The following is an 18655-nucleotide window of genomic DNA, read 5'->3' as shown; positions in this document are numbered from 1 at the left end:
TGGTTCTGCGCACCTTTGGGCACCGTAACTTGGGCACGTGCACGCGGTACGTGCGAAGTGCGTTCCCGCAGGCTCAGGCCAGCAGGGTCGGCTTCAGCTGCTGCAGCCGGCCGAGCAGCCCGTTGACGAACGCCGGGGACTCGTCGGTGGAGAGGACCTTGGCCAGCTCCACGGCTTCGCTGACGGCGACCGCGTCCGGAACATCGTCGTTGTAGAGCAGTTCCCAGGTACCCACGCGCAGGATGATGCGGTCCACCGCGGGCATCCGCTCCAGCGACCAGCCCTGCGAGTAGGTGGAGAGGAACTCGTCGATCTGCTCCTGCATGGCCGCCACACCCTGCACGATTTCCGCGGTGTAGGGGTTGATGATCTGGTCCGTCTTTTCGCGGCGGTCGCGGAGCGCGTCGAAGGCGGACACGGAGCGCTGTTCCGCCTCAAAGAGGATGTCGACGGCGCGCCGGCGCGCCTTGCCGCGTGCGGAGGTGGGAGCGCTCACTAGTCGTTGACTCGTCCCAGGTAGTCGCCCGTGCGGGTGTCGACCTTGACCTTGGTGCCGGTCTCCAGGAACAGCGGGACCTGGATCTGGTAGCCGGTCTCCACGGTGGCCGGCTTGGTGCCGCCGGTGGAGCGGTCGCCCTGCAGGCCGGGCTCGGTGTAGGTGATCTCCATGACGACCGAGGCCGGCATCTCGATGTACAGCGGGGTGCCCTCGTGCATGGCGATGTTGACGTTGATGTTTTCCAGCAGGAAGTTCTCCGCGTCGCCCACGGTGGAGGCCGGGACCGTGACCTGGTCGAAGTCCTGGGTGTCCATGAAGACGAAGTCTTCGCCGTCCTTGTACAGGTACTGGTAATCGCGGCGGTCCACGGTGGCGGTTTCGATCTTCAGGCCAGCGTTGAAGGTCTTGTCCACAACCTTGCCGGAGAGCACGTTGCGCATCTTGGTGCGCACGAAGGCGCCGCCCTTGCCCGGCTTGACGTGCTGGAATTCGATCACGTTCCACAGCTGGCCGTCCAGCTTCAGGACGGTGCCGTTCTTGATGTCGTTAGTAGTCGCCACGTTTTCTCTTTCGGCTCTTTCGTGCGTCGGTCAGTAAAGTCCAGCAGTAATTCTACCCGCAGGGCTCACTCGGCGATCTCCTGGTAGGCGGCAAACAGCAGCGAGGTGTCGGGCACTTCGAGTATGCCCGGCCGGCCCGGTCCGTCCAGGACCACGAAGCGCAGCAGGTCCCCGCGGGCTTTCTTGTCCCGCTTCATCCCGTCCAGCAGGGCGGCCCACCGGTCCCGGCGGTAGCTCACCGGCAGCCCGAGCGAGGCCAGGATGGCCTGGTGCCGGTCTGCCGTCGCGTCGTCGAGCCGGCCGACCATGCGGGACAGCTCCGCGGCAAAGACCAGGCCCACGGACACTGCCGCGCCATGCCGCCACTGGTAGCGCTCGGCCAGCTCAATCGCGTGTCCCAGCGTATGGCCATAGTTGAGGAATTCGCGCCGGCCGGATTCCTTCAGGTCTGCCGAAACCACTTCGGCCTTGACGGCAATCGAGCGCTCCACCAGTTCGCGCACCACCGCGGAGCCCGGATCCCGGACCGCCTCCGGATTGGCCTCGATCAGGTCCAGGATGGCGCCGTCCTTGATGAACCCGCACTTGACCACCTCGGCCATGCCGGTGAGCAGTTCGTTCTCCGGCAGGGTCGCCAGCGCATCCAGGTCCGCCAGCACCGCCGCCGGCGGATGGAAGGCACCGACCAGGTTCTTGCCCTCGGCGGTATTGATGCCGGTCTTGCCGCCCACGGCCGCATCCACCATGCCCAGCAGGCTGGTGGGGATGTGCACCACCTTCACCCCGCGCAGCCAGGTCGCGGCCACGAAGCCGGCCAGGTCGGTGACCGCACCGCCGCCCACGGCGACGACGGCATCCGAGCGGGTGAAATCGTTCTGCCCGAGCACCTGCCAGCAGAACGCGGCCACCTGGATGTGCTTGCCTTCCTCGGCGTCCGGGATTTCGGCCGTCAGGGCGGTCAGGCCGGCCGCGGCCAGGTCCTCGCGGACCGCGTCGCCGGTGGCCCGCAGCGCACGCGGATGGATCACCAGCACCTTGCGGACGCGTTCGCCCAGGATGCCGGGCAGCCGGGGCAGCAGGCCGCGGCCGACGACGACGTCGTAGTTCTCGGCGGGCGAGGCGCCCGTCACCTTGATGACGGTCGAAGCCGCCGGATCCTGGATCCCGTTGGTCAACGCGATTGCCTTTCAAAGATGTGTTCGGTCAGTTCCCGCACCACGTCCGCGGCGCTCTTGCCGCGCGTGTCCAGGACGATGTCGGCCAGGCGCTGGTAGGTGGGCCGGCGCCGCATGGCCAATTCGTTCCAGCGTGCCACCGGGTCCCCGGCCAGCAGCGGCCGGCCGGTTTCGCGCTCGATCCGCGGCCGGACCGTGTCCAGGTCCACGTCCAGGAACACCACGGTGCAGCGGGCCAGCAGCTGCTGGGTACCGGTGTCCAGGATCGCCCCGCCGCCGAGCGAGACCACCCTCGGTGTCCCGTCCGCAACCAGACCGGCCACCTCGCGGGCCTCCAGCTCGCGGAAGGCATGCTCGCCAAGAGCGGTGAAGATGGCCGGGATGGGTCCGTGCCGGTCCACGATCCGCTTGTCCGAATCGGCGAAATCCAGCCCGTGCTCCGCGGCGAACGCGTGGCCGATGGTCGACTTGCCCGAGGCCATCGGCCCGATCAGCACCAGCGGGCGGTCCAGCCGCAGGGGTGTCGCCGCCCCCACTAGCTGCCGATCGTATCCAGCGACTGGGGAATCGCGGACAGGTAGCTTCTGAGGTTGCGCTGCGTCTCCGCCACGGAGTCGCCGCCGAACTTCTCGACCACGGCCTCGGCCAGCACGAGGGCAACCATGGCCTCGGCCACGACGCCGGCGGCCGGGACGGCGCACACATCCGAGCGCTGGTGGTGTGCCTTGGCGGCTTCCCCGGTGCTGACATCGATGGTCTGCAGGGCCCGGGGCACGGTGGCAATGGGCTTCATCGCGGCCTTCACCCGCAGAGTGTCCCCAATGCTCATCCCGCCCTCGATGCCACCGGCACGGTTGCTGGCGCGGATGATGGTGCCCGCCTCGTCGCGCAGGATTTCGTCGTGGGCCTCGGACCCGCGCCGGGCCGCGGTCGCGAAGCCGTCCCCGACCTCCACGCCCTTGATCGCCTGGATGCCCATCAGTGCCGCGGCCAGCCGGGCGTCGAGGCGGCGGTCCCAGTGCACGTAGCTGCCCAGTCCCGGCGGCAGTCCGTAGGCCAGGACCTCGACGACGCCGCCGAGGGTTTCACCCTCCTTGTGCGCCGCGTCCACCTCCTGGACCATGGCAAGCGAGGTTTCGGCTTCGAAACAGCGCAGCGGATCCTCGTCGAGGGCGATCACGTCGCCGGGACCCGGGACCGGGCTGCCCTCGGGCACGGCGACCCGGCCGACGGCCACGGTGTGGCTGACCAGCTCAATGCCCAGGGCCCTGAGGAAATTGCCGGCCACGGTGCCCAGGGCCACGCGGGTGGCGGTCTCGCGGGCGCTGGCGCGCTCCAGCACCGGGCGGGCCTCGTCGAAGCCGTACTTCTGCATGCCGGTGAAATCAGCATGCCCCGGGCGCGGCCGGGTCAGCGGGGCGCTGCGGGCCAGGCCGGCCAGTTCCTGCGGGTCCACCGGGTCCGCCGACATGATCTGTTCCCACTTGGGCCACTCGGTGTTCCCGACCTGGATGGCCACCGGTCCGCCCTGGGTCAGACCGTGCCGGACACCGCCGAGGATCGTCACGACGTCCTGTTCGAACTTCATCCGGGCCCCGCGGCCATAGCCCAGGCGCCGCCGGGCCAGCGCATCCTGGATATCCGTACCGGTGAGTTCCACACCTGCGGGGACGCCTTCGATAATTCCAACCAGAGCCGGCCCATGGGATTCACCGGCTGTCAACCAACGCAACATGTGTTCAATACTGCCATGTTCTGCGCTGACCTCAGCGCCGGGGTACTCCCACGGCGTCACACATCACATTCGTGACGGCGGCAGCATCCCGGAAGACCGGACCGCTGAACAGCCGCACCTGTTCCACGGCCTGGTAGATGAGCATCTCGATGCCGGCCACGATGGTGCCGCCCCGGTCCTGCCAGACAGAAGCAATCCGGCTCGGCCACGGATCATAGGCCACGTCCAGCAGCACCCGGCCGGCCCCAGCCTGCCCGGTTCCGGCGTCGTGCTGTGCCAGTTCCTCGGCGAGCGGATCGGCGGCCCGCGGCGGCAGCGTGGAAACCACCACATCGGCAGCCTCGAGGCAGCCGGCAGCCTGCTGCAGCGGAAGCACCTGGCAGGGCAGTCCGAACCCGGCCGCCAGCTCCACCAGTCCAGCCGCCTTGTCCGGCTGGCGCAGGCAGAGGATGGCCGAGGCGGCACCCAGTTCGGCCAGCGCCGCCACGGCGGCGGCGGCGGTACCGCCGGCCCCGAGGATGACGGCGCCGGCATGGGCCGGGGCCCCGGCATGGCGCAGTGCGCCCACGATTCCCGCGACGTCGGTATTGTGCCCGGTCAGCCGGACCGCACCGTCGCCGCCGCGCGAAACGACCACGGTGTTGAGCACGCCCAGCCGCCGGACCAGGGCACTGACCTCATCCATCTGCGACACCAGGGCGGTCTTCAGCGGCATGGTCACCGACAGCCCCGCCCAGTCCGGTGTTCCGGCCCCGGCGGCGCGGATTTCGGCGATCAGTCCGGCCACCTCAGGCTCGGTCAGGTCGATGGCTTCGTAGCTGCAGTCGAAGCCCAGGCTGGCATACGCCGCCCGGTGCAGCGCCGGCGACTTCGAATGTCCGATCGGATGGCCCAGCACCGCGGCGCGCCTCGCCGGACGGTCCGGGCTGCCGGCCACGTCCCCGGCCCTGGCGTCGGTCAACTGCATCGTCCGGCTTCCTGCCCGGCGCACCACTTCTGGTACTCCTTGGTATAGGACTCGTGCTCGGCCAGCGTCCGGGCGAACTTCGTTTCACCGCTGTCCAGGTTGACGGTCACCCAGTAGTAGTAGGGCACCTTCTTGGGGTGCGCAGCGGCGTCGATGGCCGGTCCGCCCGGCGAGTTGATCGGGCCGGCGGGCAGGCCCGGATGCGCGTACGTGTTGTACTTGTTGGCCTTGTCCGCCTTCTCCTCTGGCGTGATGTCGTAGCTCTTGCGGTTCAGCCCGTACGTGACCGTCGCGTCCGACTGGATCAGGCCGAAGGTCTCCTTGTTGTCCGGGGCGAGCCGGTTCATGATCGCCCCGGCCACGGTCGGGTAGTCGGCCTCCCCCGCCTCGGCCTCCACGATGCTGGCGATGGTCAGCACCCGGAACTGCTCATCCGCGTCCGTAATGCCGTCTTCCTCAAGCCGCGCGAAGGTGTTGCCAACCATTTCCTTCAGGATCTCTTCGGCAGTGGCGTCCAGGGGGAAGCGGTATTCGCCCGGGAAGAGATAGCCCTCGAGGTTGTGTGCCTGCTTCGGCAACCCGAACTTCTGCGGGTCTGCGGCCAGCGCCTCGAAGTCGGAGACCGGAATGCGGGTGCCTTCGGAGAGGGCCTGGAAGACTTCGTTCTGGCGCAGCGTGCGGTTGATCGCCGCATAGGCGACCTTGGCTCCGGCGTCGGCCAGCAGCACCTTGACGGCGTCCTTGGCCGGCATCTCCAGCTTGAGCGTGTAGTTGCCGGGCTGGATTTCCCTGCCCTTGGCCTGGTTGGCCAGTTCGTCCAGGAAGAGTTTGTCGGAGGCGACGATGTCCTTCTCGGTCAGGTTGGCCGCGATGGCAATAGGGCCGGCCCCCTGTTCGACGGTGAAGGTCACGTTCTGGCCGCCGGGACCGGCGAAGTCCTTGGGCGCATGCATTCCGAGCAGGTTCTGCAGGACCAGCACCAGGGCGACCAGGCCGGCGGCGAAGACACCCAGCACAGAGAGCAGGATGATGTTGCCGCGCCGACGCCGGCGCTGCCTGGCCGTCAGCGGCCTGCGGGAACGGGCCGCGGGACGCACCCTGCTGCCGGCGCTGGAGTGCCGGCGCATCCTGGCCGCACGCCGGTCACGGTACAGCAGGTCCAGGCCCTCGTCCCCGTTAGGTGCGTCCGCCCGCCGGCTGGTGCGGTGCTTTTGCTGGGATGTCACTGTGCCTCCCCTGCGCCGTAATGTTCGTCCTGCGTGCTTCCGTGCCCCGTCTGCCCCGCTGCATGGCCGGCGGGCACCACCGTGCCGACGTCGCGCCCGAGCGACCGCTGCATATCGATGGCCTGCTGCAGGATCTCCACTGCGGCCACCTGGTCCACAACCTTGCGGTGATCCCTGCTGCCCACTCCGGCCGAATGCAGGGAACGGTGCGCCGCCACAGTGGTGAGCCGTTCGTCTACCAGATTAACCGATACCTGCAGATCCGCGGCAGCCAAGGCCTGCACCAGCCGTCCGGCATAGTCCCGGGCCATCCTGGTGGACTCGGACTCGCCGCCCTTGAGGGTGCGGGGCAAACCCACGAAAATCTGGACCGCACTGCGTTCCCTGGCCTCCCGGACCAGCACCGCGATGTCACTGTTCCGGCGGGCATCGCGCTTCAGGGTGCGGATCGGGGTGGCCAGGATGCAGTCGGGGTCGCTGCCGGCGACTCCGACCCTGGCCATCCCCACGTCCACGCCCAGCCGGACACCGGGCTGGAGGCCGGAGGGCACGCTGTGCGTCGTCATGGGACTAACCCCGGTTGGCAACCGCGCCGGCGATCGCCGCCAGGGCGTCCTGGACCTTGGCCGGATCGGTGCCGCCGCCCTGGGCCACGTCGTCCTTGCCGCCCCCGCCGCCGCCGAGTACCCCGGCGGCCTGCTTGACCAGCGCACCGGCCTTCACGCCGGTGCTGCGGGCGGCCTCGTTGGTGGCCACCAGGACCAGCGGACGCGCATTGGCTACACCGGCAATGGCGACCACTGCCGCCTCGCTGCCGAGCCGGTTGCGCAGGTCCAGGGCCAGGGAGCGCAGGTCGTCCGCGGAACCAACCTGGCCGGCGTCGTGGGCCAGCAAGCGGACCCCGGCGACGTCGCGGGCCGAGCCGGCCAGCGACGCGGCCGAAGCAGCCAACTGTTCCTTGCGCAGGCGGTCAAGTTCCTTCTCGGCCGACTTCAGTTTGGCCAGCGTCGCGGCGATGCGTTCGGGCAGCTGGCTGGAGGGGACTTTGAGCATCTCGGACAGCTCGCTGACCAGGGCCCGCTCGGCGGCCAGGTGGCGGAAGGCGTCCAGCCCCACCAGCGCCTCGACCCGGCGGTTGCCGGAGCCGACCGAGGCCTCGCCCAGCAGGGTCAGGCTGCCGACCTGGCTGGTGCTGCCCACATGGGTGCCGCCGCACAGCTCGCGCGACCAGGCGCCGTCGATTTCCACTACGCGGACGGTGTCCCCATAGGCCTCGCCGAACAGCGCCATGGCGCCCAGGGCCCGGGCCTCGGCCAGTTTCATGACCTTGGTCTGGACCTGGAAGTTGTTGCGGATGGCGATGTTGGCCACGTCTTCGATCTCGGACTTCGCCGCGTCGCTGACACCCTCGCCCCAGGCGAAGTCGAAGCGCAGGTAGCCAGCCTTGTTGAAGGAACCGCGCTGCAGGGCCTCCGGGCCGAGGATCTGGTGCAGGGCCGCATGGATGATGTGCGTGCCGGAGTGCGCCTGCTCGCCGGCGGCGCGGCGCTGCTGGTCCACGGCCGCCACCACGCGGGCGTCGCCGGGGATTTCGCCCTCGCGGACCACTGCCTTGTGCACGCTCAGGCCCTTGACCGGCTTCTGCACGTCCAGCACCTCGACGACGAAGCCGTCGCCGGTGATCAGCCCGACGTCGGCGGCCTGGCCGCCGGCCTCGGCGTAGAACGGAGTCGCGTCGAGCACCAGCTCGATCTCGTCGCCCTGGCCGGCAAAGTCGACCACGGCACCGTTGCTGACGATGCCGCGCACGGTGGATTCGGTGGTCAGTTCGTCATAGCCGGTGAAGGTGGTCTCGCCTGCCGCCAGCATGTGTTTGAAGACGGTGGTGTCCGCGTGGCCCAGCTTCTTCTCCCGGGCATCCTGGCGGGCCCGGTCGCGCTGCTCGGCCATCAGGGTCCTAAAGCCCTGTTCGTCCACCCGCAGGCCCGCTTCCTCGGCCATCTCCAGGGTCAGGTCGATCGGGAAGCCGTAGGTGTCGTGCAGGGTGAAGGCGTCCTCGCCGGACAGCGGCTTGTTGGCGGCCTTGGATTCCTTCACGGCCTCTTCCAGCCGGGCGGTACCGGAGGCGATGGTGCGCAGGAAGGCGCGTTCCTCGGCGTAGGCGATCCGGCTGATCCGCTCGAAGTCCTTCTCCACCTCCGGGTAGGTGCCCTTCATCGCATCGCGCGACGCCGGCAGCAGCTGCGGCAGGCAGGCTTCCTCGACGCCGAGCAGGCGCATGGCGCGCACCGCACGGCGGATCAGCCGGCGCAGCACGTAGCCGCGGCCTTCGTTGGAGGGGGTCACGCCGTCGGCAATCAGCATCAACGCCGATCGGACGTGGTCGGCGACCACGCGCATGCGCACGTCGTCGCCATGGTGTGGATCGTCGTCGGACTCGGCGCTGGTGTACTCCTTGCCGGAAAGCTCGGCGGCCTTGTCCAGCACCGGACGCACCTGGTCCGTTTCATACATGTTCTCGACGCCCTGCAGGATCATCGCCAGGCGTTCCATGCCCAGGCCGGTGTCGATGTTCTTCTTCGGCAGCTCGCCGAGGATCTCGAAGTCCTCCTTGCCGGTGCCCTCGCCGCGCTGGAACTGCATAAAGACCAGGTTCCAGATCTCCACATAGCGGGTGTCATCCGCCTGCGGACCGCCCTCGATGCCGTAGGCCGGGCCGCGATCGTAGAAGATTTCGGAGCAGGGTCCGGCCGGGCCGGGCTGCCCGGTGGACCAGTAGTTGTCCTTCTTGCCGAACTTCTGGATCCGTTCGGCGGGCACGCCCACCTGGTCCCGCCAGATGGACAGGGCCTCTTCGTCGTCCTTGTAGACGGTGACCCAAAGCCGGTCCACGGGCAGGCCGTAGCCGCCCTCCTCCACCGGGGTGGTCAGCAGCTCCCAGGCCATGGCGATGGCCCGTTCCTTGAAGTAGTCGCCGAAGGAGAAGTTGCCGCACATCTGGAAGAACGTGCCGTGCCGCACGGTCTTGCCCACTTCCTCGATGTCGGCGGTGCGGATGCACTTCTGCACGCTGGTGGCCCGGGGGAACGGCGGGACCTCGCGCGCGGTCAGGTAGGGAATGAACGGCACCATGCCCGCCACCGTGAACAGCAGGGACGGATCGGGCGAAACCAAGGACGCCGACGGCACCACGTGATGGCCCTTCTTCTCGAAGAAGTCGAGCCAGCGGCGGACGATCTCATGGGACTTCATGGTGCCTAAAAACCCTTCTGGTGGATCCGGCCGGGCCGGAAACGGCGGGGCCGGGGAATTCTCGCGGATATCTGACGGTCGCGGCAGGGCCGGGCGGCCCGCCGCCGGGCTGCTGCTACCGGTCCACGCCGAGCGCTGCCCGCAGATCCGTCTCGCGCTGGTGCATGCCGTCGCGGACGGCGTCGGCGAAGTTGGCCACGTTGTCGGCCAGCGAGCCGACGGCGCGGTTGAGCCCCTGCGGACCGAAGGTCTGCTGGGCCTCGGTGACCTTCCGGACCGCCAGGACCCCAAGGGCCACGCCGGCTGCCAGCCAAATAATTCTCTTCATTGCGTTTTCCTTCCGGCCGTCAGCGGCTGCGGCGGCGCTTGCCCTCGGGCGCACCCTTGGCGGCACCCGAGGCGAACGCGGTCCGGACGCCGTAGGAGAAGGCGGCGATCTTAATCAGCGGGGAGCCCACGGTCGCGGCCACCAGGGACGAGAGCGCCGAGACGTTGGCGCTGGCATCCGAGACGTTGGCGGTGATCCCGTCCACCTTGCGCAGCTGCTCGTTGGTGGTGCTCACCGTGGTGGTGACCTCGTCGATCAACGGGGTGGTGCCGTCGCTGAGCGAGCGGATGGCCCCGCGGAGCTCATCAAAAACCCTGCCGAGCTTCCAGATCGGGATGGCCAGCAAGGCCACCAGCACCGCGAAAACGGCCGCGGCAATGAGACCGGCGATGTCGCCACCTGACATGGGTGGTCTCTCCTTCGAATAGTCCTGGACGCAGCCGTGCGGTGCATCCGCGTAAGCATCTACCTCAGTACCTTACCTACTGGACAGCCCGCGGCGCGTGCCGCGGGCTGTCCAGTGCTGCTGAGGCTAGCGCGCCGGGCAGCTTGAGGCTGCCTGCCGCGAATGCTTAGCGGGCGTAGTATTCCACCACGAGCTGCTCTTCGCAGGTCACCGGGACCTCAGAGCGCTTCGGACGGCGGACCAGGCGGGCCTGGAGCTTCTCCAGCTGCACGTCCAGGTACGGCGGGACCTGCGGCAGCACGTCGCGGTGCGCGCCGGCAGCGGCCACCTGGAACGGCGCCATGACCTCGCTGCGGCTGTGCACGTGGATCAGCTGGCCCTCGGACACGCGGAAGGACGGGCGGTCCACGCGTGCGCCGTCGACCATGATGTGGCGGTGCACAACCAGCTGGCGGGCCTGGGCGATGGTGCGGGCGAAGCCGGCACGCAGCACCAGGGCGTCAAGGCGCATTTCCAGCAGCTCGACCAGGTTCTCGCCGGTCAGGCCCTTGGTGCGCTTGGCTTCCTCGAAGGCACGGGTCATCTGTGCCTCGCGGATGCCGTACTGGGCGCGCAGACGCTGCTTCTCGCGCAGGCGGACGGCGTAGTCGCTGTCCTGCTTGCGGCGGGCACGGCCGTGCTGGCCGGGAGCGTACGGGCGGCGCTCCATGTACTTCTCGGCCTTGGGGGTCAGGGCAATGCCAAGTGCGCGCGAAATGCGCACCTTGCGGCGGGCTCGTGTGTTATTAGCCACGATGTCCTTCCAATTCATGCGGTGATGTTGTGTCGCTGGCCTCCGTGCTGGAGAGCATGGGTCAACCGCTACCTTGAGCTACAGTCCGCCCACGGGCGCACGGCATCACCCCGGAATTGGAAAAATCCAAGTGGATGCGGACGCACAGCCGGACGGCTTGCCAGTCAGCGAACAATTCTAGCATCCCCGGACCGCCGCTCCTGCCCCTTTCCGGCCGGTCATCTACCGCGCAGCCGCCTCCCCGTTCGCAGCCACCCCACATGCTCCGCATGCGGGGCCCTGCTGCTCTCTTCGCTCGCTCCGCTCGCGGCGGGACCCTCGGCAAGAGAGCCTGCCCGGGGTCCCCGTACGCGAAGCGTACGGGGCAGGCGGCGAACGCTACGCTGGGGGCATGCGAGCAATCCTGCAGCGGGCCACCCGTGCCAGCGTCAGCGTCGACGGCGAGGTGGTCGGCGCCATCGACCGCCCCGGACTGGTGGTCCTGGCCGGCGCCACCCATACCGATACCGAGGCGGATGCGCGGGCCCTGGCGGCCAAGATCTGGACCTTGCGGATCCTGGCCAGCGAACGCTCCTGCGCGGACGAGGATGCCCCGCTGCTGGTAGTCAGCCAGTTCACCCTCTACGCCGACACACGGCGCGGAAGGCGGCCTTCCTGGTCCGCCGCCGCGCCGGCCGAGCTGGGCGGGCCGCTGCTCGACTGCTTCGTGGCGGCGCTGCGCGAACTGGGCGCCACGGTTCACACCGGACTCTTCGGTGCCATGATGCAGGTGTCCCTGGTCAACGACGGTCCGTTCACCATCAGCCTCGACACCGCCGACTTCGCGGCCCCGCGCCGCAGCTGATCCCCGGCCGCCGGTTCAGTCGCCGCGGACGATTTGCCGCAGCCGCGCCAGCCGTGCACCGATCTCGCGTTCGGTCCCGTTCGCCGTGGGCTCATAGTAGTCGCGTCCCACGAGGTCATCCGGCGGATACTGCTGCCGGGCAATGCCGTGCGGCTCGTCGTGCGAATAGACGTAGCCCTTGCCGTGGCCCAACTGCTTCGCCCCCGGATAGTGCGCGTCGCGCAGGTGCGCCGGAATTCCCTGCCCCCGTCCGGCCCGGACGTCCGCGATGGCCGCGTTGATGCCGTTGTAGGCGGCGTTGGACTTCGGCGCCGTGGCGATATGGACCACGGCTTCGGCCAGCACGATCCTGCCTTCGGGCATGCCGATCAGCTGGACCGCCTGGGCGGCGGCGACGGCGGTCTGCAGCGCGCTGGGGTCTGCCATGCCAACGTCCTCGGCGGCGGAAATCACCAGCCGCCGGGCCACAAACCGCGGGTCCTCCCCCGCCTCCAGCATCCGGGCCAGGTAATGCAGGGCGGCGTCCACGTCCGAACCGCGCAGGGATTTGATGAAGGCGCTGGCCACGTCGTAGTGCTGGTCCCCGGCCCGGTCATAGCGCAGTGCGGCCACGTCCAGGGCGCGTTCGGCATGCCGGAGTTCGACGACGACGGCCTCGCCGTCCCCGTCCCCCGTCTCCTCGCCCCAGGCGACGCCGGCGGCGGCCTCCAGCGCCGTCAGCCCGCGCCGGGCGTCCCCGGCGGCCAGCCGGACCAGATGTTCCAGGGCTTCGTCCGAGAGCCGGACCCGGCCGGCGAGGCCGCGTTCGTCCTCGACGGCGCGCAGCAGGAGCGCCTCGATGTCGGCAGCGGTCAGCGGTCTGAGCGTGAGCAGCAGGGAGCGCGACAGCAGCGGTGAAACCACCGAAAAGGACGGATTCTCCGTGGTGGCGGCCACCAGCACCACCCAGCGGTTCTCCACGCCCGGCAGCAGCGCGTCCTGCTGGGCCTTGTTGAAGCGGTGGATTTCGTCCAGGAACAACACCGTGGTCGTACGGTGCAGGTCGCGCGCGGTCAGCGCCTCGTCCATCACCCGGCGCACGTCCTTGACCCCGGCGGTAATCGCGGACAGTTCGACGAACTTCCGGCCCGCACCGCGGGCGATCACGTGCGCCAGTGTGGTCTTGCCGGTGCCCGGCGGGCCCCACAGGATCAGCGAGGAGGGGCCGGCCGGACCGCTGCGGCTGCCCTCGGCGGCTAGCAGCCGCAACGGCGACCCCGGCTCGAGCAGATGCTGCTGGCCAACTACCTCGTCCAGCGTACGCGGACGCATGCGCACGGCCAGCGGGCTGCGCGGCCGGTCCGCCGGCTGCCAGCCGCCGGATTCCGAAGGGGTGGGCCCGTCCGCGGGGGACTCGTCGTCGGCGGCACTGAACAAATCACTCACCCGCCAAGGCTATCCTGCCCGTCGGACGGGAAATCCGACCGGCAGCTGCCTACCTGGGGGCAGCAGTGGCCCGCGTCCGGCTGTAGGGAAGTTTCGCAGGCCGCCGGAGATGCCGGTGGCCAGCAAATGCCGCAGCCGGGCATTTACTGGCCACCGTTCGTCAGCAGCAGGCCGCTGCCAGCTGGCAGTCCTACTGGGCGGGAGCTGCGGCCGCCTCGGCGCCTTCGGCCTTCTTCTCCTTGGGCTGGGGCTTGAAGTCCACGCCGGCTTCCTTGCGCTGCTGCGCGGTGATCGGTGCCGGCGCCTCGGTGAGCGGATCGTAGCCGTTGCCGGTCTTCGGGAACGCGATGACCTCGCGGATCGAGTCCACCCCGGCCAGCAGGGCAACCACCCGGTCCCAGCCGAAGGCGATACCGCCGTGCGGCGGAGCGCCGTACTTGAAGCCCTCGAGCAGGAAGCCGAATTTTGTCTCGGCATCCTGCTTGTCCAGGCCCATCAGCTCGAACACCCGCTCCTGCACGTCGCGCTGGTGGATACGGATGGAGCCGCCGCCGATCTCGTTGCCGTTGCAGACGATGTCGTAGGCGTAGGAGAGCGCGCTGCCCGGATCCTGGTCGAACGTGTCGAGGAACTCGGGCTTGGGCGAGGTGAAGGCGTGGTGCACGGCAGTCCACTTGCCGGACCCCACGGCCACGTCGCCGGCAGCCTCCGCCTGGGCGGCGGGTTCGAACATGGGCGCATCCACGACCCAGACGAACGCCCAGTCGCCGTCGTTGATCAGGCCGGTGCGGTGCCCGATCTCCACGCGGGCGGCGCCGAGCAGGGCGCGCGAGGACGCGCGGTCACCGGCGGCGAAGAAAATGCAGTCCCCCGGCTTCGCGCCCACAGTCGCCGCCAGGTTCTCGCGTTCGAAGTCGGTGAGGTTCTTGGCCACGGGGCCGGAGAGCTCGCCGGATTCCTGGACCAGCACGTAGGCCAGGCCCTTGGCGCCGCGCTGCTTGGCCCATTCCTGCCAGGCGTCCAGCGTGCGGCGGGCCTGCGAGGCACCGCCGGGCATGACGACGGCGCCCACATAGGGGGCTTGGAAGACCCGGAAGGTGGTGTCCTTGAAGAACCCGGTCAGCTCGGTCAGCTCGAGCCCGAAGCGCAGGTCCGGCTTGTCCGAGCCGTACTTGTCCATCGCCTCGGCATAGGTCATCCGCCGGATCGGCGTCGGGATTTCGACGTCGATCAGCCGCCACAGCGCCTGCACGATCCGCTCGCCCAGGGAGATGATGTCGTCCTGGTCCACAAAGCTGGCTTCGATGTCCAGCTGGGTGAATTCGGGCTGGCGGTCGGCCCGGAAGTCCTCGTCCCGGTAGCAGCGGGCGATTTGGTAGTACTTCTCGAAGCCGCCCACCTGCAGCAACTGCTTGAAGAGCTGCGGGGACTGCGGCAGCGCATACCAGGACCCCGGAGCCAGCCGTGCCGGCACCACGAAGTCGCGGGCGCCTTCCGGCGTCGAGCGGGTCAGCGTGGGGGTTTCGATCTCTACGAAGCCGTCCGCGTGCAGCAGCTCGCGGGCCACCCGGTTGACCTCCGAGCGCAGCCGCAGGTTCCGGGCCGGCGCCGGGCGGCGCAGGTCCAGGTACCGGTGCTTCAGCCGCGCTTCCTCGCCCACCTCGACATGCTCGTCCACCTGGAACGGCAGCGGGTCGCAGGTGTTCAGGATGATGACGTCTTCGGCGATGACCTCGATGTCGCCGGTGGCCAGGGCCGGGTTCTCGTTGCCCTCCGGCCGCTTTTCCACCGTGCCCTTGATCTGCAGCACGTACTCGTTGCGCAGGCCGTGGAAGACCTCCTCCTCACGCACAACCACCTGGGCGATACCCGAGGAATCGCGCAGGTCCAGGAAGGCAACGCCGCCATGGTCGCGCCGGCGGGACACCCACCCGGCGAGTGTGACGGTTTGTCCGATGTGCTCAGCCCGCAGCGAGCCGAGTTCATGTGTGCGCAGCACAGCATTCCTTCCAGTAGAACCCTTGAAGAGATCCCACCCCGGCGGATCCGGCCGGGGCGCCGGGTAACCGCGGGAGGTGGTTAGAGTGGGTATAGACAAGTCCTGAACGAGTTTACCGTTGATCGCGCCGCCGCCCCACCTGGTGCCTTCCGGCAGCAGCGGCGGCACGCGGAGCGTCCGGCTGCGGCCGGACCACGCGGCAGCGGCCCGATCCGGCCGGATTAGCGAAGCGGATGGCCCTTAGTGAGCAGTGAATCGTCCCTGGAACGCAGGCTCGGCGGCGTGGACGCGACCACCATCGGCGTTGGCTCGATGGTGGGCGCCGGCGTCTTCGTGGTCTACTCCCCCGCCGCGGCCGCGGCCGGAAACTGGCTCCTGCTCTCCCTGGCCCTGGCCGGCCTGGTGGCGTACTGCAACGCCACCGCGTCGGCGCAGCTGGCCACCGTCCATCCCACCAGCGGAGGCACCTACATCTACGGCCGCCGCCAGCTTGGCGAATGGCCGGGCTTCCTGGCCGGCTGGGCGTTCATTACCGGCAAGACGGCGTCCTGCGCAGCCATGGCCCTGGCGTTTGGGCTCTATGCCGCCCCCGGTCTGGCGACGGCGCTGGCCGTGGCCGCGGTCGTCCTGCTCACCGGCGTCAACCTGCTGGGCATCACCCGGACCGCGTGGATGACCCGGTGGTTCATTTCCGTGGTGGCCGCGGTGCTGGTCTTCGTGACCGTCGTCGCCTTCAGCGAACCACCGCTGGGCACCGGCGCCGGCCTGCCAACCACCCCCTACGGCGTGCTGCAGGCGGCGGCGCTGTTCTTCTTCGCCTTCGCCGGCTACGCCCGCATCGCGACGATGGGCGAGGAGATCCGCGACCCCCAGCGGCTGATCCCGGTGGCCATCCTGTCCGCCCTGGCCGTGACGTTCGTCCTGTACTTCGTGCTGGGGGCCGGGCTGCTGCGGTTCATGGGCCCGGAACTGCTGGCCACCACACCCACGCCGCTGCACACCGTCATGGAGCGGGTCCGAGGCGGAATCGGCACCACCGCGGTGACGATCGCGGCGGCACTGGCCTGCCTGGGTGCACTGCTGGCGCTGATCGCCGGAATCTCACGGACCATCCTGGCCATGGCACGCGAACACGACCTGCCCGGCACGCTGGCCACCGTCGGGCACCGCTTCAAGGTGCCCTGGCTGGCGGAGCTGGTCGTGGCGGCGGCGGTGATCTGCCTGCTGCTGACCCAGAACGTGCTCGCGGTGGTCGGTTTCTCCAGCTTCGGCGTGCTGATCTACTACGCGGTGACCAATGCCGCCGCGCTCACGCTCACCGAGCGGCCGTGGCACGCGCCGAAGGCCCTGAACTGGCTGGGCCTGGCCGGCTGCCTGGTCCTGGCCTTCACCCTGCCGCTGTCCTCGGTGCTCACGATGGCCGGGGTGCTGGCCGTGGGCGTGATCGGCCGGGCGGTGGTCAAATCCTCCCGGTTGCGGTGACCTGCGGCAGCAGGTCCTCCGCCGGCGGGGTCCAGGCCCGGGGGTCGGCCGGCACCTGTTCGCCGGAGCGGATGTCCTTGACCTCGTGCGCCAGGGAACCGTCGGCGCCCTCGGTGGTGAACCAGACAAACGGGATGCCGCGGCGGTCCGCATACTTGATCTGCTTGCCGAACTTCTCCGCCTTGGCGGCCACTTCGGCGCTGATGCCGCGGCTGCGCAGTTCGGTGGCCACGTCCTGCGCCTCGGACCAGCTCTCATCATTAGCCAGGGTGACCAGCACGGCGGTGGGCACCTGGCGCGAGGCGGTGGCCAGCTCCTGGCCCAGGATCCGCATGACCAGCCGGGTCACGCCGATGGACAGCCCGACGCCGGGGAACTTGCGGTTGCCCTTGGCGGCCAGCGCGTCATAGCGGCCGCCCGAGCAGATCGAGCCGAGGTGTTCGTGCCCCACCAGCACGGTCTCGTAGACGGTGCCGGTGTAGTAGTCCAGGCCGCGGGCGATGCTCAGATCGGCAATGACCTTGCCCGGAACGCGGCGGGCCGCCTCGCCGATCACCTGCTCGAGCTCGGCCAGGCCCGCCTCGAGCAGTTCATCCTCGACACCAAGGGCGCGCACCTGTGCCACGAACGACGTGTCCTCGGTGCGGATGCCGGCCAGCTGCAGGGCCGCCTTGGCCTGCTCAGGGGTGGCGCCGAGCTCCTCCTGGAGCAGTTCGGCAACCTTGTCCGGCCCCACCTTTTCCAGCTTGTCGATGCTGCGCAGCACCCCGGCGGTGTCCGTCAGGCCAATGCCGCGGTAGAACCCTTCGGCCAGCTTGCGGTTGTTGACCCGGATCCGGAAATCGGGGATCGGCAGCGCGGACAGCGCCTCCGCGATCACCAGGGCTAGTTCGACGTCGTAGCGGAAGGGCAGCTCGCCGTCGCCGACGACGTCGATATCCGCCTGGGTGAATTCGCGCGCCCGGCCCTCCTGCGGCCGCTCGCCCCGCCAGACCTTCTGGATCTGGTAGCGACGGAAGGGAAAGGCGAGGTAGCCGGCATTCTCCACGACGTAGCGGGCGAAGGGTACGGTCAGGTCAAAGTGCAGCGCCAGCTTGTCCTGGTCCGGGGCACCCGGATCCTCTTCGGCCTGCAGCCGGTGCAGGCCGTAGACCTCCTTGTCGATCTCCCCCTTGCGCAGCAGCTGGCCGATGGTCTCCACCGCGCGGGTCTCAATCGAGGAAAAGCCGTGCAGTTCAAAGGTGCGCCGCAAAGTGTCCAGCACATGCAGTTCCACGAGCCTTTCCTGCGGGAGCCATTCAGGGAAACCTGACAGGGAGGCCTTGCGTGCCATGCGGACGTATCTCCTTAAAGAACATGAACTTGAACGAACTCAAAAAACTCAGGCGGCGGCAGTGAATTGACTGGCTGCTGGTTTAGTTTACCCGGCGGGCAGCCGGGAAAGCCCCGCCATCTGGGCTGGGACGAACCGGCGGCAGGCCCGTTCCGCTGTACTTTCGGCTGCCGCTGGATCCCTACGTTCCGTCCAGTAGTTTTCCAAGTGGCCCTGCCCCATGGACGTCGCGACGCACGCCTGCCGGAGAGTCCGGATAATGTCCCCGAGCGCCCGTAGGATATGCCCATGTTGGGGCGGTACAGCTACCGTGCCTACCCGGGCAAGGGGCAGGTGGAGCCTCTGGCCCGTGCCTTCGGCTGCGCCCGGCGGGTCTACAACATGGGATCGATTTCAAGGAAAGACACTACCGGGAGACTTGGCAGAGTTACCCGGACAGCGAGCTGTCCAAACTTCTCCCCAGGCTCAAGAAGCCACCGGAAACGGCCTGGCTCTCCGAAGTCTCCTCGATCATCCTCCAGCAGTCACTGACCGATCTCGGAAAGGCATTCCGGAACTTCTTCGACGGGATCACGGCCCAGAAACAGGTCGGCTAACCCAGGTTCATAAAGAAGGACGGACGCCAGTCCTT

Annotated in this window: 18 protein-coding genes; 3 read left to right on the top strand and 15 right to left on the bottom strand. The window is 68.8% G+C overall.

Annotated features, from left to right (window positions below):
- Nucleotides 1-73 precede the first annotated feature (73 nt).
- The 12 genes from nusB to rpsD all read right to left on the bottom strand — a co-directional run bounded on the left by nusB (nt 74) and on the right by rpsD (nt 10941).
- Nucleotides 74-496 carry a transcription antitermination factor NusB gene (nusB, locus tag LVY72_RS22400; RefSeq protein ID WP_237826832.1) on the bottom strand — a complete coding sequence of 141 codons (423 nt, stop codon included), beginning with the start codon at nt 494-496 and terminating at the stop codon, nt 74-76.
- On the bottom strand, nt 496-1059 hold the full coding sequence (gene efp, locus LVY72_RS22395) for an elongation factor P (protein WP_237826829.1): 564 nt from the start codon (nt 1057-1059) through the stop codon (nt 496-498). Before efp ends, nusB begins: the two co-directional genes overlap by 1 nt.
- 65 nt (nt 1060-1124) lie before the next feature.
- Complete coding sequence (gene aroB, locus LVY72_RS22390) at nt 1125-2222, bottom strand: 3-dehydroquinate synthase (RefSeq protein WP_237826870.1); 1098 nt, start codon at nt 2220-2222, stop codon at nt 1125-1127.
- Nucleotides 2223-2230: 8 nt separating this feature from the next.
- Nucleotides 2231-2770, bottom strand: coding sequence for a shikimate kinase (locus tag LVY72_RS22385; RefSeq protein ID WP_237826826.1), 540 nt, complete (start codon nt 2768-2770; stop codon nt 2231-2233).
- Entirely contained in the window at nt 2770-3969 is a 1200-nt protein-coding gene (aroC, locus tag LVY72_RS22380; RefSeq protein ID WP_237826824.1) for a chorismate synthase, read from the bottom strand. The genes LVY72_RS22385 and aroC overlap by 1 nt, the downstream gene beginning before the upstream one ends.
- Before the next feature lie 31 nt (nt 3970-4000).
- Complete coding sequence (locus LVY72_RS22375) at nt 4001-4936, bottom strand: shikimate dehydrogenase (RefSeq protein ID WP_237826822.1); 936 nt, start codon at nt 4934-4936, stop codon at nt 4001-4003.
- The gene (gene mltG / locus LVY72_RS22370) at nt 4927-6162 is read right to left on the bottom strand and encodes an endolytic transglycosylase MltG (protein ID WP_237826820.1); all 1236 of its coding nucleotides are present in this window, start codon (nt 6160-6162) and stop codon (nt 4927-4929) included. Before mltG ends, LVY72_RS22375 begins: the two co-directional genes overlap by 10 nt.
- Complete coding sequence (ruvX, locus tag LVY72_RS22365; RefSeq protein WP_237826818.1) at nt 6159-6728, bottom strand: Holliday junction resolvase RuvX; 570 nt, start codon at nt 6726-6728, stop codon at nt 6159-6161. The genes mltG and ruvX overlap by 4 nt, the downstream gene beginning before the upstream one ends.
- A gap of 4 nt (nt 6729-6732) precedes the next feature.
- On the bottom strand, nt 6733-9414 hold the full coding sequence (alaS, locus tag LVY72_RS22360) for an alanine--tRNA ligase (protein WP_237826816.1): 2682 nt from the start codon (nt 9412-9414) through the stop codon (nt 6733-6735).
- A 115-nt stretch (nt 9415-9529) separates the two neighbouring features.
- Nucleotides 9530-9742 (bottom strand): DUF6167 family protein, encoded by a 213-nt coding sequence (locus LVY72_RS22355; RefSeq protein ID WP_237826814.1) that lies wholly within the window; start codon nt 9740-9742, stop codon nt 9530-9532.
- Between the two features lie 19 nt (nt 9743-9761).
- Nucleotides 9762-10148, bottom strand: a complete 387-nt coding sequence (locus tag LVY72_RS22350) for a DUF948 domain-containing protein (RefSeq protein ID WP_237826810.1) — start codon at nt 10146-10148, stop codon at nt 9762-9764.
- 166 nt (nt 10149-10314) lie between these two features.
- Entirely contained in the window at nt 10315-10941 is a 627-nt protein-coding gene (gene rpsD, locus LVY72_RS22345) for a 30S ribosomal protein S4 (RefSeq protein WP_237826868.1), read from the bottom strand.
- A gap of 391 nt (nt 10942-11332) precedes the next feature.
- Here rpsD and dtd point away from each other — a divergent pair, with 391 nt between their 5' ends.
- Nucleotides 11333-11785: a D-aminoacyl-tRNA deacylase gene (gene dtd / locus LVY72_RS22340; protein ID WP_237826808.1), complete on the top strand. Its 453-nt coding sequence runs from the start codon at nt 11333-11335 to the stop codon at nt 11783-11785.
- A gap of 15 nt (nt 11786-11800) precedes the next feature.
- On the opposite strand, the gene LVY72_RS22335 is transcribed toward dtd, so the two are convergent.
- Both LVY72_RS22335 and aspS read right to left on the bottom strand, forming a co-directional pair.
- On the bottom strand, nt 11801-13210 hold the full coding sequence (locus LVY72_RS22335) for a replication-associated recombination protein A (protein ID WP_237826805.1): 1410 nt from the start codon (nt 13208-13210) through the stop codon (nt 11801-11803).
- Between the two features lie 190 nt (nt 13211-13400).
- A complete protein-coding gene (gene aspS / locus LVY72_RS22330) occupies nt 13401-15209 on the bottom strand; it encodes an aspartate--tRNA ligase (RefSeq protein ID WP_237826803.1) in 1809 nt (602 codons plus the stop codon).
- A 243-nt stretch (nt 15210-15452) separates the two neighbouring features.
- Here aspS and LVY72_RS22325 point away from each other — a divergent pair, with 243 nt between their 5' ends.
- Complete coding sequence (locus LVY72_RS22325; protein ID WP_308190862.1) at nt 15453-16691, top strand: APC family permease; 1239 nt, start codon at nt 15453-15455, stop codon at nt 16689-16691.
- On the opposite strand, the gene hisS is transcribed toward LVY72_RS22325, so the two are convergent.
- Nucleotides 16669-18024, bottom strand: coding sequence for a histidine--tRNA ligase (gene hisS / locus LVY72_RS22320; RefSeq protein ID WP_237826801.1), 1356 nt, complete (start codon nt 18022-18024; stop codon nt 16669-16671). The genes LVY72_RS22325 and hisS overlap by 23 nt on opposite strands.
- Before the next feature lie 282 nt (nt 18025-18306).
- Between hisS and LVY72_RS24995 the strand changes: the two genes are divergently transcribed.
- Nucleotides 18307-18555, top strand: a complete 249-nt coding sequence (locus LVY72_RS24995; protein WP_372463760.1) for a helix-turn-helix domain-containing protein — start codon at nt 18307-18309, stop codon at nt 18553-18555.
- Nucleotides 18556-18655 lie beyond the last annotated feature (100 nt).

Origin of the sequence: Arthrobacter hankyongi (assembly GCF_022012395.1) — a bacterium.
Classification (GTDB): Bacteria; Actinomycetota; Actinomycetes; order Actinomycetales; family Micrococcaceae; genus Crystallibacter; species Crystallibacter hankyongi.
The sequence above is the reverse complement of the archived record's forward strand: the minus strand, read 5'-3'. Positions and strand labels throughout refer to the sequence as shown.

Bases quoted from the DNA above. Each gene is read 5' to 3' on its own strand.
- hisS (WP_237826801.1), bottom strand. From the start codon at position 18,024: ATGGCACGCAAGGCCTCCCTGTCAGGTTTCCCTGAATGGCTCCCGCAG.
- LVY72_RS22350 (WP_237826810.1), bottom strand. From the start codon at position 10,148: ATGTCAGGTGGCGACATCGCCGGTCTCATTGCCGCGGCCGTTTTCGCG.
- LVY72_RS24995 (WP_372463760.1), top strand. From the start codon at position 18,307: ATGCCCATGTTGGGGCGGTACAGCTACCGTGCCTACCCGGGCAAGGGG.
- ruvX (WP_237826818.1), bottom strand. From the start codon at position 6,728: ATGACGACGCACAGCGTGCCCTCCGGCCTCCAGCCCGGTGTCCGGCTG.
- alaS (WP_237826816.1), bottom strand. From the start codon at position 9,414: ATGAAGTCCCATGAGATCGTCCGCCGCTGGCTCGACTTCTTCGAGAAG.
- dtd (WP_237826808.1), top strand. From the start codon at position 11,333: ATGCGAGCAATCCTGCAGCGGGCCACCCGTGCCAGCGTCAGCGTCGAC.
- LVY72_RS22375 (WP_237826822.1), bottom strand. From the start codon at position 4,936: ATGCAGTTGACCGACGCCAGGGCCGGGGACGTGGCCGGCAGCCCGGAC.
- LVY72_RS22355 (WP_237826814.1), bottom strand. From the start codon at position 9,742: ATGAAGAGAATTATTTGGCTGGCAGCCGGCGTGGCCCTTGGGGTCCTG.
- aroC (WP_237826824.1), bottom strand. From the start codon at position 3,969: ATGTTGCGTTGGTTGACAGCCGGTGAATCCCATGGGCCGGCTCTGGTT.